Raw genomic sequence first — 13,880 nt, forward strand, 5'->3', positions numbered from 1 at the left:
GGTCGTGTGTGCTCCGCCGCCACGCGCGGCGCTCGGGGTGCTCATCGGCCCTTCTTGGGCGAGAACCAGCGGCCGACGAGGCGGGCCACCAGGTTGAGGAGCATCACGATGATGATGAGGGTGAGCGCCGCGGCCCAGGCGCGGTCCACGCCCGTCCCGCCCTGCGCCCACTGCCGGTAGGCGAACACCGGCAGGGTCGCCATGCGTCCGTCGAAGAGGTCCCAGTTGACCGAGTTGACGAGCCCGATCGTCAGCAGCAGCGGGGCCGTCTCGCCGATGACGCGCGCGACGGCGAGCATGACGCCCGTGACGATCCCCGCCATGGCGGTGGGGAGGACGACCTTGACGATCGTCAGCCACTTCGGCACGCCGAGGGCGAGGGACGCCTCACGCAGCTCGTTCGGGACCAGGCGCAGCATCTCCTCGACCGAGCGGATGACCACCGGGGTCATGAGCACGGCGAGCGCGACGGCCCCCATGATGCCCGCGCGGTAGGCCGGGCCGAAGACCAGCGTGAAGAGCGCGAAGGCGAAGAGGCCCGCGACGATCGACGGGATGCCGGTCATGACGTCGACGAGGAACGTGATGCCGCGCGCGAGCGCGCCGCGGCCGTACTCGACGAGGTAGATCGCCGTGAGGATGCCGAGCGGGACCGCGATGACGGAGCACGCGAGGGTGACGAGCAGGGTCCCGACGATCGCGTGGTAGACGCCGCCGCTCGTCATGGCGCCGAAGACGCCCATCATGTCGGTGGTGAGGAACTCCCAGCTGAAGAGCTCGGCGCCCTTCGAGAGGACGGTCCACACCAGGGAGACGAGCGGGATCATCGCGAGGAGGAACGCGAAGGTCACGAGCGTCGTCGCGAGGCGGTCGGTGGCGTAGCGGCCGCCCTCGACCACGCGGGACGTGATCGTCAGCCCGACGGCGTAGAGGACGGCGCCCAGGCCGACGACGCCGCCGAGCGTCGGTGACGCGACGACGAGGAGCACGAGGAACGCGACGACGAGCGACCCGCCGACGAACGCCCACGGCACCCAGCGAGGAAGACGGGTGCCGTTCGCCGTCAGCTCCAGCGCCGTCTGCTGGACGGGGGTGTCGACGGTCATCAGTTGGCTCCCGAGAAGTCCTTGCGGCGGGCGACGATGGCGCGCGCTGCGAAGTTGACGGCGAAGGTGATGACGAAGAGCGCGAGGCCCGTGGCGATGAGGACGCTCACGGAGAGGCCCGACGCCTCGGGGAACTGCGCCGCGATGTTCGCCGCGATCGTCTGGTGCTGGCCCGGCTTGAGGAGGAAGAACGAGTAGAGCATCCCGGGCGAGATGACCATGAGCACGGCCATGGTCTCCCCGAGCGCACGGCCGAGGCCGAGCATCGCGGCGCTGATCACGCCCGAGCGGCCGAACGGGATGACGGCCTGGCGCACCATCTCCCAGCGCGTCGCGCCGAGGGCCAGGGAGGCCTCCTCGTGCAGCGTCGGCGTCTGGAGGAAGACCTCGCGCGAGACGGCGGTGACGATCGGCAGCAGCATCACCGCGAGCACGACGGCCGCCGTCATGATGTTGCGCGCCGGGGCCTGGTAGCCCTCGAACAGCGGGATGAACCCGAGCGCGGAGGAGAGCCAGCGGAAGAACGGGTCGAGGATCGGCGCGAGCCACAGCGCGCCCCACAGGCCGAAGACGACCGACGGCACGGCCGCGAGCAGGTCGACGAGGTAGCCGAGGCTCTGCGCGAGGCGCCGAGGTGCGTAGTGCGAGATGAAGAGCGCGATGCCGACGGAGACGGGTACCGCCAGGAGCAGCGCGAGGATCGACGCGAGCACGGTCCCGAAGACGAGCGGGCCGATGTACGCGAGCAGCGTCCCCCCGGAGAACCAGGAGATCTCGGCGAGCTCCTCGGGGCTCGCCGTGAGGGCCGGCCACGCCTCGATGACGAGGAAGGCCGCGACGGCGGCGAGCGTGACGAGGATGATGATCCCGGCGCCGTGCGCCAGGCCGGAGAAGATCTTGCCGCCGACGCCGGCCGTGGGCTTCCCGCGCTGCGGGGACGCGGCCACGGCGCTTCGCCGGGGTGGGCTGGTGACGCTCACTGGTGCTCCGTCGTGTGGTGGGGACGAGGTGCGGGGGGACCGCCTCGGGCGGGCGGGAGGACGAGTCGTCCTTCCGCCCGCCCGGGGGAGGTCAGCCCTGGACCGTGATGCTGTCGAGCGCTGCCTCGACCTCGGCACGCAGGTCGTCCGAGATCGGGGCGGCGCCGGCGACGTCGGGCTGTGCCGCGCGGGCCTGGCCCTCCTCGCTGGCGACGTAGCCCAGGTAGCCCTTGACGTTGTCGACGTCGGCCTGGTCCTCGTAGGTGCCGCACGCGATCGAGTACGAGATCAGCACGAGCGGGTAGGCGCCGGGCTCCGTCGTCGCGCGGTCGAGCTCGACGACGAGCTGCGTCTCCGACGCGCCCTCGGCGCGCGGGGAGGCGTCCACGACGGCGGCCGCGGCCTCGGGCGAGAACGGCACGTACTCCTCGCCGACCTTGACCGCGACGGTGCCGAGCTCGCCGGCACGCGAGGCGTCCGCGTAGCCGATCGCGCCCTCGGCGCCGGTCACCGTGTCGATGAGGCCCTGCGTCTGGGCGCCGGACTGGCCACCCTCGACCGGCCAGTCACCGCTGGCCTCGTGCGGCCAGGCGCCGTTCGACGCCGCCGCGAGGTACTCGGTGAAGTTCTCCGTCGTGCCCGACTCGTCGGAGCGGTGCACCGGGATGATGTCGATCGCGGGCAGCTCGACGCCCTCGTTCTCGGCGACGATCGCCGGGTCGTTCCACGTCGTGATGTCGCCGTTGAAGACCTTGGCGATCGTCTCGGCGGACATGTTGATGTTGTCGGCGTCGACGTCCGGCAGGTTGTAGACGACCGCGATGGGGCTGATGTAGAGCGGGAGCTCGAGGACGTCGCCGCCGTAGCAGCGCTCCTGCGCCGCGGCCAGCTCCTCCTCGTCGAGCGCCGCGTCCGAGCCGGCGAACTGCGTCGCGCCGGCGATGAACTGCTCACGGCCACCGCCGGAGCCGACGGCGTCGTAGGTGACGGTCACTCCGGGAGCGAGGTCCGCGAAACCGGCGATCCAGCCCTCGACGGCCTTCTCCTGGGAGGAGGCGCCCGCACCGGCGAGCGTGCCGCTGAGGCTCTCGAGGTCGCCCCCGGCAGAGCTCTCGGTGCCGCCCGGCTCGGTGTCGGAGCCGTCCGAGCCGTCGGAGCTGCAGGCAGCCAGCGTGAGGGCGAGAGCGCCCACCATGACCGCGGTACCCGCGCGGGAGATTCGGCTGAGCTTCACGAGTCGATCCATCCTGTTCGAAGCTGTGCGAGGCACCGGCGAATACCGGTGACGTCCAGGACGGTAGGAGGAGCGGGTGACGCGTTCACCGAGTCCCGATGAACGCGAGGTGAACAGTGCACAGACGTTTCCGGGCGGTCCGCGGCTCGTCCCGGAACGTCCCGTCTCGGGCGTTCCGGGACGTCGGGCTAGGGCTGGACCGTCGCGCCGTCGGCGATCTTGTAGCCGAGACCGCGGACCGTGAGCAGGAAGCGCGGTGACGCCGGCTCCGGCTCGATCTTCGAGCGGATGCGCTTCACGTGGACGTCGAGCGTCTTCGTGTCGCCGACGTAGTCGGTGCCCCAGACACGGTCGATGAGCTGCCCGCGCGTGAGGACGCGGCCCGCGTTGCGCAGCAGGAGCTCGAGGAGCTCGAACTCCTTGAGCGGGAACGGCACGACCTCGCCCGCGACCGTGACCGTGTGCCGCTCGACGTCCATGCGGACCGGCCCGACCTCGAGCGTCCCGTCGTCGACGGCCTCGTGCCCGTTCTCCCCGCCCTTGCGGCGCAGCACCGCGCGGACACGGGCGAGCAGCTCGCGGAACGAGTACGGCTTCGTCACGTAGTCGTCCGCCCCGAGCTCGAGCCCGACGACCTTGTCGATCTCGGAGTCCTTCGCGGTGAGCATGATGACGGGGACGTCGCCGCGCTGGCGCAGCTCGCGGCACACCTCCGTGCCGCTCAGGCCCGGGAGCATGAGGTCGAGGAGCACGATGTCGGCCCCGCCCGCGTCGTACTGCTCCAACGCCTCGGTGCCCGTGGCCGCCTCGATCACGTCGAAGCCCTCGCGCCGCAGCTGGTACGCCAGCGGGTCGCGGTACGACTCCTCGTCCTCCACCACCAGGATGCGCGTCACGCGCCTACCTCCTTGTTCCGTGCTTCATCGTTCGTCGTGTCGTTCGTCCCGCCGGCGTCGGCAGCGTTCCTGGCACCGTCGGGGGAGCTGCGGGAGAGACCGTCGTGGATCGTGCCGGCCGGGATCTGCACCGCGGCGGGGATGCGGATCGTGAAGGTCGAGCCCCTGCCGGGCTCCGACCACATGGTCACCTCGCCGCCGTGGTCGGCGGCCACGTGCTTGACGATGCTCAGGCCGAGCCCCGTCCCGCCCGTGTCGCGAGAGCGTGCGGGGTCGACCCGGTAGAACCGCTCGAACACCCGGTCCTGCTCGTCGGCCGCGATGCCGATGCCCTGGTCGACGACGACGATCTCGACCAGGTCGCCGGCCCGCGCGACCCCGACCCCGACGCGGGTGTTCTCCCCCGAGTACGCGACCGCGTTGTCGAGCAGGTTGCGCACCGCGGTGACGAGCAGGTTGTGGTCCCCGTACACCGCGGCGTCGAGGTCGCCGCCGGTCGTGAGGGTGATGCCCTTGCCCTGGGCGGTCGTGCGGGCGCGGTCCACGGCCTCCTCGATCACGCCCCGCACGGGGACGACCGTGACCTGCTGCAGCGCGCCGGCCACCTGGAGCCGGGAGAGCTCGATGATCTCCTGCACGAGCGCGGACAGCCGCGTCGCCTCCGACTGCATGCGCGCCGCGAACCGTCGCACGGCGACCGGGTCGTCGGCGGCGTCCTGCACCGTCTCCGCGAGGAGCGCCAGGGCGCCGACCGGCGTCTTCAGCTCGTGGGACACGTTCACCACGAAGTCGCGCCGGATCGCCTCCACCCGGCGCGCCTCGGTCCGGTCCTCGGCGAGGACGAGCACGTGGTCGGGGCCGACCTGCGCGACGCGCACCTGGAGCAGCACCGTGCCGCGGCCGACCGGGCCGCGCGGCAGCTCGAGCTCCTCGTCGCGGATCACCCCGTCGCGGCGCACGTCGTCGATGAGGTCCCGGATCGCCGCGTGCGCGATCGCGTCGCCCCGGACGACCCCCAGCGCGTACGCGGGCGGGCTCGCGCGCACGACGTCGCCCTCGCCGTCGAGCACGACCGCCGCCGACCGCAGCACCGCGAGCACGCGGACGAGGCCCTCGTCCAGCTCGCGCGCCGTCTCGGGGGCGGCCTTGCGCTGCTCGCGCTCGCTCAGACGGAACGCGACCGCGGCGACGACGCCGACGACGACGCCGACGATCCCGGCCAGCAGGACGGTCGCGCCCTCGATGAGGCTCTCGGCTTCCACCCGTCCAGACTACGGTCGGCCGTGGCACCTCTCCGACGGCGAGCCGCCCTCCCCGCACCGGGACGGCAAGAGTTCACCTGGCGGCGTCCTGGCGTTCATCGCGCGGACCACCACGGGTGGAAGGGTGACCGGAGCCGACGACGCATCCGGCTGCCAGGAACCTGTGAGGACCACGAGGAGCACTGCGCCGCCGCGTCCCGGGCGCGCCGACCGGTGCTGTCCGGTGCCGTCCGGTCACGACGAGAGGGAAGCGATGCGGGAGATCTTCGAGGCCGAGCTGAAGCAGGTCGGTGACGACCTGGCCGAGATGAGCCGGCTGGTCGAGGCGGCCATGAGCCGCGCCGGGCAGGCGCTGCTCACGGCGGACCTGCAGCTCGCGCAGCAGGTCATCGCCGCCGACCACACCATCGACGCCATCGAGCGCGAGCTCGACGAGCGCTGCGTCCTGCTGCTCGCGCAGCAGCAGCCGGTCGCCACGGACCTGCGGATCGTCGTCAGCGCGCTGCGCATGAGCGCGACGCTCGAGCGCATGGGCGACCTCGCCCGCCACGTCGCGCAGGTCGCCCGGGGCCGGTACCCGTCGCGCGCCATCGCCCCGACGCTCCACCGGACGTTCGAGCAGATGAACGACGCCGCGGTCCGCGTCGCCCGCCGCACGACGACGCTCCTCACGACCCGGGACCTCACGGTCGCGGCGAACATCGAGCGCGACGACGACCTGCTGGACCGGCTCCACCAGGACACGTTCACGGCCTTGCTGGACCACTCCTGGGACGGCACGACGCAGGAGACCGTCGACGTGACGCTCGTCGGCCGCTACTACGAGCGGTTCGGCGACCACGGCGTCTCCATCGCGAAGCGCGTCACGTACCTCGTGACCGGCGACTTCGCCGACGACCGCGGCATCCCCTCGGGCCAGACCCGCGCGACCGCGTAGTCCTCACCACCCAGCAGTCGGCCGTGGCCCGTCCGGACCTCCGGACGGGCCACAGCGCTGTCTCGGTGCTCGGGAGGGAACCGGGACGAAACCACGTTCCCGGGAGACGTCACGACGAGGACGGGTGACCTGGCGGGGGCGCGGATCGTGGCGGGCCTGGCGGGAGCGCCGACGAAGGAGGCGCGGATGGTAGATCCGCGCCCCCGTCAGGTCGGCCGTCCGGACTCGACCGGACGACGCGGGAGCGTTACCGACCCTGGTTCGCGACGGCCGCAGCGGCCGTCGCGGCGGCCTCGGGGTCGAGGTAACGACCACCGCGCGTGACGGGCACGAAGTCCTCGTCGAGCTCGTACAGCAGCGGGATGCCCGTCGGGATGTTGAGCCCGGCGATGTCCTCGTCGGAGATCCCGTCGAGGTGCTTGACGAGCGCGCGCAGCGAGTTGCCGTGGGCGGCGACGAGGACGGTCTTGCCGGCCTTCAGGTCGGGGACGACCTCGCCCTCCCAGTACGGCAGGGCGCGCTCGAGCACGTCCTTGAGGCACTCCGTGCGCACGACGGGCGCGTCGGCGTAGCGCGGGTCCGCGTCCTGCGAGAACTCCGAGCCGAGCTCGATCTCCGGCGGGGGCGTGTCGTACGAGCGGCGCCAGAGCATGAACTGCTCCTCGCCGTACTGCTCGAGGGTCTGCTTCTTGTCCTTGCCCTGCAGCGCGCCGTAGTGGCGCTCGTTGAGGCGCCACGACCGCTTGACGGGGATCCAGTGCCGGTCGGCGGCGTCGAGCGCGAGGTTCGCCGTCGTGATGGCGCGGCGCAGGAGCGAAGTGTGCACGACGTCGGGAGCGATCTGCGACTCCGCGAGGAGCACGCCGCCACGCTTCGCCTCCTCGATCCCCTTCTCGGACAGGGGCACGTCCACCCAGCCCGTGAAGAGGTTCTTGGCGTTCCAGTCGCTCTCGCCGTGGCGGAGCAGCACGAGGGTGTAGGTCATGGCTCCATCCTGCCGCACGGGTCCGGGGCGGGGCACGTCCGGTCCACGTGCTGGTGACGCCTGATGACGGACGTCGCCGGTCCCGGGACGAACGTCCCCACGGCGAGCGCGTCCGCGGGGAATGGCGTCCCGCGCCGGCACGTTGGGTCGGACATGCCGATCCACGGAGACTACGCGCCCAGCACCAGCGGCTGGGCCCGCAAGCAGGCCGAGACGTACGAGACGTCCGGGGGGACGAAGAGCACGACGCTCAACGGGATGCCGGTGGTCGTGCTGACGACCCTCGGGCGACGCACCGGGAAGGTCCGCAAGACGCCGCTCATGCGCGTCGAGCACGACGGCGCGTACGCGGTCGTCGCGTCCCTCGGCGGCGCCCCCGAGCACCCCGTCTGGTACCACAACGTCCTCGCGCACCCGCAGGTCGAGCTGCAGGACGGCGCCGAGCGTCACGACTACGTCGCGCGCGAGGTGCACGGCGAGGAGAAGGCGCTGTGGTGGGAGCGCGCCGTCGCGGCCTACCCGCCGTACGCGGACTACCAGGAGAGGACGTCGCGCGAGATCCCGGTCCTCGTGCTGGAGCGCGTCGACGCCTGACACCGCGCGGGCGCCTGCGGTCCGGGCAGCCGAGGTCAGCGCGCCGCGCGGACCTTGGTCGCCTGGGCGTAGACGTCGAGCATGCGGCGTGCGGAGGCGTCCCAGCCGAAGCGTTCGCTGACGCGCCGCGCGCCGACGGCGAGCGCGGTGCGTCGGTCGTCGTCGGCGAGCAGGTCCGCGAGCGCACGCGCCCAGGTCCACGGGTTGTGGTCCGGGACGAGGACGCCGGACTCGCCGTCGACCACGACGGTCGTCAGCCCGCCGACGGCAGCCGCGACCACGGGGGTCCCGCTCGCCTGCGCCTCGGCGGCGACGAGCCCGAACGTCTCGTTGTGCGACGGCACGGCCACGAGGTCGGCGGCACGGTAGTAGTCGACGAGGAGCTCGCGCGCCACGGGCGGTCGCACGACGACCTTGTCGCTCACCCCCACCTGGAAGGCGAGCGCCTCGAGCTCGCGCACGGCCGTGGGCCGACCGCTCGGTCCGCCGAGCACGACGAGCGTGGGCACCGGCTCGTCGTGGTCCGCGAGCACCCCGAGGGCACGGACGAGGACGTCGGGCGCCTTGAGCGGCTGGACGCGTCCGGCGAACAGGACGACCTGTCCCTCGACCGGCAGGCCGAGCTCGTCCCGCAGCGCCCGGCGCCGCTCGGCGCGCTCCCCCGGCCCGGCGCCGTCGGGCACACCCGGGGAGAAGAGGTCGAGGTCCACCCCCGGCGGCACGACGTGCACGCGCGCGGGGTCGGCCGCGTAGTCGCGCACGAGGTCGTCGGCCTCGGCGTCGGTGCTCGCGACGAGCGCGTCCGCCTCCGCGACGACCTGCTCCTCCCCGATGATCCGCCCGAGCGGCTCAGGCGCGTCCCCGGGCGCGAGCGCGGCGTTCTTCACGCGCGCGAGCGTGTGCATCGTGTGCACGAGCGGCACGTCCCAGCGGTCCGCGGCGAGCCACCCGACCTGGCCCGACAGCCAGTAGTGGGTGTGCACGACGTCGTACCAGCCGACGTGGTGCCGCGCCTCCGCGCGCAGCACGCCCGCGGTGAACGCGCACAGCTGCCCGGGCAGGTCGTTCTTGTCCAGGCCCTCGAACGGACCGGCGGCGACGTGCCGCACGGTCACGCCCTGCGCGACCTCGACGACGGGCGGCTGGGCCGACGACGTCGCGCGCGTGAAGATCTCGACCTGCGCGCCGTGCCGCGCGAGCGCGTGCGCGAGCTCGGTGACGTAGACGTTCATGCCGCCCGCGTCGCCCGTGCCCGGCTGGTCCAGGGGCGAGGTGTGGACGGACAGCATCGCGACGCGCAGGGCGTCGCCGTCCGGGCGGTCCGCCGTCACCGTGTCACGCCTCCACGACGCAGGCCGGCGCAGGCAGGGCGAGGACGTCGAGCACCTCGCCCAGGCCGTCGCTGCGGCGCACGCGCAGGAGCGCCAGGTTCGACGACGGCCCCTCGCCCGCGGTCAGCGGGTCGTCCTGCTGGTTCGCCACGACGACGAGGTCGTGGGTCGGCTCCTCGCCCGACACCGGGAGCAGGACCGCGAGGTGGCGCGGCCACGTCCCGCCCACCGGGCTGTCGGCCAGGTGGCGCAGCCGCGGGGGCGCGCCGTCGGGCCCGGGCTCGACGGCGTGCACGGCGAGGACGTCCGCACCCCGCACGCCCACGACGACGCGCGCCCCGTCCGGCGTGACCTCGACGTGCGACGGGAAGCTGCGCCCACCGTCCGGAGCCGCGGCGAAGGTCACGGGGTACCGCGCGACGACGTCGTAGCGGCCGTCCCCCGCGGGCGCGAGGACGAACAGGGCGGCGTCGAGCTCGCCCACGACGACGAGGTGTCCGCCCGGGAGGGGCGCCAGGTGCCGGGGGCCGGTGCCCGGCGGGAACGTCGCGACGACCTCGGGCGGCGCGCCCTCGGGCGCCGCGGGGTCGTGCCGACGCAGCTCGTCCGTCCCGAGGTCGACGACGAGCACGCCCCCCTCGCCGTCGTCCGCGACGAAGTGCGCGTGGGGACCGTCCTGGCGGTCCGTGTCCGGGCCCGTCCCCACGTGCCCGTACCGACGCGCCGGGCCGGTGAGGGCGCCGTCGTCGGCCGTCGGCACCACGGCGAGGACGCCGTCGCCGTAGTTGGCGACGAGCACCTCGCCGGGCCGCGCGAGGACGTGGCACGGGGAGTCGCCGCCCGTCGGCACCGCCGCGCCCAACCGCCGCAGCGTGCCGTCCTGGGTCACGTCGAACGCGGAGATGGTGCCCTCCTGGGCCTCACCGACGGCATAGAGCGTGCGGGTCGCGCCGTTCCCCGGCGGGACGGGGGCCGTCAGCGCGAGGAACGACGGCGACGGCGTCGTGGCGGCGAGGCGTCCGCCGACGAAGACTCCCCGCTCGACGTCGACCTCCACCCGCCACACGCCCTCCTGCAGGTCCGACGCAGGGTGCGGGTAGGTGCCGATCCACAGGGTGCGCGTCGAGAGGGCCATGTCCCGAGCGTAGTTCGCCGGACGCCGACTCCCGACACGACGACGGGGCGCCCACCGCCCGGTCGAGGACCGGGCCGGTGGAGCGCCCCGTGCGGTGCGTGCTGGGTCGTGCGTCAGTGCGCCGCGTCGTACGCGGCCTGGATCTCCTGGGAGATGCGGCCGCGGTCGTTGACCTTGTGGCCGTTCGCCCGGGCCCACTCGCGGATCTCGGTGGCACGGGCGGAACCTGTGCTGCGGCCACGACGCGCTGCCGGGCGAGAGGAGGTGCGCGACGACACCTTGCGGGCGTTGCCGACCCACGAGGCGAAATCGTCACGCAGCTGCTGCGCATTCTTCGTGCTGAGATCGATCTCGTAGGAGACGCCGTCGAGCGCGAAGGTCACCGTCTCGTCCGCCGCCCCTCCGTCGATGTCGTCCACGAGAATTACCTGGACTTTCTGGGCCACTGTTGATTCCTCACGCTTCACAGGAAGGAGATGACCTGTCCAGGATGCCCCAGCGCGACAAGCACGTCAATTGTCGTGAGCGCGTGTCCGGGAGAAATCATCGTCGTCCGCGGTGAATCGCGGCCGGCCCTGAAGTCACGCGCCGTCGCCGCGGACCGTGGAATGCACCGCCGCGGCGGAACGCATTTCTTCCTCGGCGTCGAGACGCGCCAGCGCGGCACGTTCGTTGCGGTCCGCGCGCACGATATAGCGCATGGCGAACCAGAAGAGCAGACCGACGCCGACCGACGGGACGAGGGCGCCGAGAGCGGGGAGCAGGTCGTTCATGTTCTCGATCCTAGACCCGGCTACTGGGCCGGCTTGACGAGCGGGAAGAGGATGGTCTCGCGGATGCCCAGACCCGTCAGGGCCATGAGCAGGCGGTCGATGCCGAGGCCCATCCCGCCCGACGGCGGCATCGCGTACTCCATCGCGGTGAGGAAGTCCTCGTCCAGGCGCATCGCCTCGTCGTCCCCCGCCGCGGCGAGCAGCGCCTGCGCCTCGAAGCGCTGGCGCTGGACCACCGGGTCGACCAGCTCGGAGTAGGCCGTCGCGAGCTCCACACCGCGCACGTAGAGGTCCCACTTCTCGACCTGGCCGCGCACCCGACGGTGGTCGCGCGTGAGGGGCGACGTCTCGACGGGGAAGTCACGCACGAACGTGGGTGCGACGAGGTGGTCGCCCACGAGGTGCTCCCACAGCCCTTCGACGAGCTTTCCGTGGTTGGTGCTCCTCGGGTCGAACGAGAGCTCGAACTTCTCGGCGAACGTCAGCAGGCGCTCGACCGACGTCTCCGGCGTGATCTGCTCCCCGAGCGCGTCCGACAAGGAGTCGTACATCCGCAGCTGCGTCCATTCGCCGCCGACGTCGTACTCCGTGCCGTCCGCGAGCGTGAGGAGCGTGGTGCCGAGGGCGTCCTGCGCGGCGCGCTGGACGAGGTCCTGCGTGAGGACCGCCATGGTGTCGTAGTCGCCATAGGCCTCGTACGCCTCGAGCATCGCGAATTCCGGGGAGTGCGTGGAGTCCACGCCCTCGTTGCGGAAGTTCCGGTTGATCTCGAAGACCTTCTCGACCCCGCCGACCGCAGCACGCTTGAGGAACAGCTCGGGCGCGATGCGCAGGAAAAGATCGATGTCGAACGCATTCATGTGCGTCTCGAACTGACGCGCCGCAGCACCTTCCGGTCGCGTCTGCAGCATGGGCGTCTCGACCTCGACGAACCCGCGCCCCCAGAAGTTCTCACGGATCGAGCGCACGACCGCGGCACGCAGACGCACCGTGTCGCGCGCCGCGGGGCGTGCGATGAGATCCACGTAACGCTGTCGGACGCGTGATTCCTCCGACAGGTCCTTGTGCAGCACGGGAAGGGGGCGCAACGCCTTCGCGGCGACCTTCCAGGAATCGGCGAACACGCTCAGCTCGCCGCGACGCGAGCTGATGACTCGACCGTGCGCGAAGAGGTGGTCGCCGAGGTCCACGTCCGCCTTGAACGTGGACAGCGACTCCTCGCCGACCACGGCCTGGCTGAGCATGACCTGCAGCCGGTTGCCCTCGCCGTCCTGCAGCGTGACGAAGCACAGCTTGCCGGTGTTGCGCAGGAAGACGACGCGGCCGGCGACCCCGACCTCGTCCTGCGTCTCCTCGCCGGTCTCCAGGTGCGCGTAGGCCGCCCGGACCTCTGCGATCGTGTGCGTGCGCGGCACGCCCACGGGGTACGCCTCGTCGCCGCGCGCGAGGATGCGCTCGCGCTTGTCGCGGCGGACCTGGATCTGCTCGGGGACGTCGTCCTCGTCGGGCGTGGAGGGGTCGGGGTTTCCGGCGGGGGGAGTCACGCGGACGAGTCTACCGACGCCCCCTCCGTGGCCGGAGCCGGGTCACGACCCCGGGGGGACAGGCGGGACGGACGGGACCGACGGGACCGACGGGACCGTGGGCAGCAGGTCGAGCGCGAGGTCGAGGATCGGGGCGGAGTGCGTCAGGGCGCCGACGGAGAGGTAGTCGACGCCCGTGCCGGCGACCTCGCGCGCGCGGTCCAGCGTGAGGTTCCCCGTCGCCTCGAGCTCGACCTTCGCCGGGACGCCGTCGCGACCCTCCCGTGCGCGGACCGCCGCGACCGTGTCGGCGAGGACGGTCGTCGGCATGTTGTCGAGCAGGAGGAAGTCGGCGCCCGCGGCGAGCGCCTCCAGCGCCTGGTCGGTCGTGTCGGCCTCCACCTGCACCAGCACGTCCGGGAACGTCCGGCGGATCGCCTCGATCGCGGCGCTCACCGAGCCCGCGGCGACGACGTGGTTGTCCTTGACCATCGCGACGTCGTACAGGCCCATGCGCTTGTTCGTCCCGCCGCCGGCGCGCACGGCGTACTTCTCGAGGGCGCGCAGGCCGGGCGTCGTCTTGCGCGTGTCGAGGACCTGCGCCCCGGTGCCGGCGAGCTCGCGCGCCCACGCGCGCGTCGCCGTCGCCACGCCCGACGCGCGCGACGCGAGGTTGAGCAGCGTCCGCTCCGCGACGAGCAGCACCTGGACCGGACCGGTCAGCGCGGCGAGCACGCGGCCGCGGGCGACCGCGTCGCCGTCACGGGCGGAGAACGTCACGACGACGGGCGGCAGCCCGAGCCGCACGGCCACCTGGCGCGTCACCTCCTCGACCACGACGAGGCCCGCGACGACGCCGTCCGCGCGCGCGACGAGGTGCGCGGTGCCCGTGGACGACGGCGGGACCGTCGCCTGGGTGGTGACGTCGCGCCCGGGTGCGGCGCCGAGGTCCTCGTCGAGCGCGCGCGCCACGGTCTCGGCGACCCACGCCGGGTCGAGACCCGGCTCGACGCGCGACGGGACGCCGGGCTGCGGGTCGCCCACGGACGGGCGGGCGGGAACGGGCTCGGCGGGGGTGCTCACGGTCCCCCACCGTAGCCGCCGTCCTCGCCGCCCCGCGACGG

General features: G+C 72.8%; 14 protein-coding genes. 2 read left to right on the forward strand and 12 right to left on the reverse strand.

What is annotated here, in order from left to right:
* Positions 1 to 41: 41 nt before the first annotated feature.
* The 5 genes from pstA to V5D56_RS20125 form a co-directional block, all read right to left on the reverse strand.
* A complete protein-coding gene (gene pstA / locus V5D56_RS20105) occupies positions 42 to 1,106 on the reverse strand; it encodes a phosphate ABC transporter permease PstA (protein WP_435737031.1) in 1,065 nt (354 codons plus the stop codon).
* Positions 1,106 to 2,086, reverse strand: a complete 981-nt coding sequence (gene pstC, locus V5D56_RS20110; RefSeq protein WP_435737032.1) for a phosphate ABC transporter permease subunit PstC — start codon at positions 2,084 to 2,086, stop codon at positions 1,106 to 1,108. Before pstC ends, pstA begins: the two co-directional genes overlap by 1 nt.
* A 91-nt stretch (positions 2,087 to 2,177) precedes the next feature.
* Positions 2,178 to 3,320 (reverse strand): extracellular solute-binding protein, encoded by a 1,143-nt coding sequence (locus tag V5D56_RS20115; protein WP_435737033.1) that lies wholly within the window; start codon positions 3,318 to 3,320, stop codon positions 2,178 to 2,180.
* A 188-nt stretch (positions 3,321 to 3,508) separates the two neighbouring features.
* On the reverse strand, positions 3,509 to 4,216 hold the full coding sequence (locus tag V5D56_RS20120; RefSeq protein ID WP_435737034.1) for a response regulator transcription factor: 708 nt from the start codon (positions 4,214 to 4,216) through the stop codon (positions 3,509 to 3,511).
* Complete coding sequence (locus V5D56_RS20125) at positions 4,213 to 5,478, reverse strand: sensor histidine kinase (RefSeq protein WP_435737035.1); 1,266 nt, start codon at positions 5,476 to 5,478, stop codon at positions 4,213 to 4,215. Before V5D56_RS20125 ends, V5D56_RS20120 begins: the two co-directional genes overlap by 4 nt.
* Before the next feature lie 253 nt (positions 5,479 to 5,731).
* Here V5D56_RS20125 and phoU point away from each other — a divergent pair, with 253 nt between their 5' ends.
* The gene (phoU, locus tag V5D56_RS20130) at positions 5,732 to 6,415 is read left to right on the forward strand and encodes a phosphate signaling complex protein PhoU (protein ID WP_435737036.1); all 684 of its coding nucleotides are present in this window, start codon (positions 5,732 to 5,734) and stop codon (positions 6,413 to 6,415) included.
* A 247-nt stretch (positions 6,416 to 6,662) separates the two neighbouring features.
* On the opposite strand, the gene V5D56_RS20135 is transcribed toward phoU, so the two are convergent.
* Entirely contained in the window at positions 6,663 to 7,400 is a 738-nt protein-coding gene (locus tag V5D56_RS20135; RefSeq protein ID WP_435737037.1) for a phosphoglyceromutase, read from the reverse strand.
* 153 nt (positions 7,401 to 7,553) lie between these two features.
* Between V5D56_RS20135 and V5D56_RS20140 the strand changes: the two genes are divergently transcribed.
* Positions 7,554 to 7,994: a nitroreductase family deazaflavin-dependent oxidoreductase gene (locus V5D56_RS20140; protein WP_435737038.1), complete on the forward strand. Its 441-nt coding sequence runs from the start codon at positions 7,554 to 7,556 to the stop codon at positions 7,992 to 7,994.
* 35 nt (positions 7,995 to 8,029) lie between these two features.
* Here V5D56_RS20140 and mshA read toward each other — a convergent pair whose 3' ends face one another.
* The 6 genes from mshA to nadC all read right to left on the reverse strand — a co-directional run bounded on the left by mshA (position 8,030) and on the right by nadC (position 13,800).
* Positions 8,030 to 9,325 (reverse strand): D-inositol-3-phosphate glycosyltransferase, encoded by a 1,296-nt coding sequence (gene mshA / locus V5D56_RS20145; RefSeq protein ID WP_435737039.1) that lies wholly within the window; start codon positions 9,323 to 9,325, stop codon positions 8,030 to 8,032.
* A gap of 4 nt (positions 9,326 to 9,329) precedes the next feature.
* Complete coding sequence (locus V5D56_RS20150) at positions 9,330 to 10,460, reverse strand: lactonase family protein (RefSeq protein WP_435737040.1); 1,131 nt, start codon at positions 10,458 to 10,460, stop codon at positions 9,330 to 9,332.
* Positions 10,461 to 10,573: 113 nt separating this feature from the next.
* A complete protein-coding gene (locus V5D56_RS20155; RefSeq protein WP_435737041.1) occupies positions 10,574 to 10,906 on the reverse strand; it encodes a histone-like nucleoid-structuring protein Lsr2 in 333 nt (110 codons plus the stop codon).
* A gap of 135 nt (positions 10,907 to 11,041) precedes the next feature.
* Complete coding sequence (locus V5D56_RS20160) at positions 11,042 to 11,233, reverse strand: hypothetical protein (RefSeq protein ID WP_435737042.1); 192 nt, start codon at positions 11,231 to 11,233, stop codon at positions 11,042 to 11,044.
* Positions 11,234 to 11,253: 20 nt separating this feature from the next.
* Positions 11,254 to 12,777, reverse strand: a complete 1,524-nt coding sequence (lysS, locus tag V5D56_RS20165; protein WP_435737043.1) for a lysine--tRNA ligase — start codon at positions 12,775 to 12,777, stop codon at positions 11,254 to 11,256.
* Between the two features lie 42 nt (positions 12,778 to 12,819).
* Positions 12,820 to 13,800: a carboxylating nicotinate-nucleotide diphosphorylase gene (nadC, locus tag V5D56_RS20170; RefSeq protein WP_435739085.1), complete on the reverse strand. Its 981-nt coding sequence runs from the start codon at positions 13,798 to 13,800 to the stop codon at positions 12,820 to 12,822.
* Between the last annotated feature and the right edge of the window lie 80 nt (positions 13,801 to 13,880).

It is taken from the genome of Cellulosimicrobium sp. PMB13 (assembly GCF_051294865.1).
In the GTDB taxonomy this organism is placed as follows: Bacteria; Actinomycetota; Actinomycetes; order Actinomycetales; family Cellulomonadaceae; genus Cellulosimicrobium.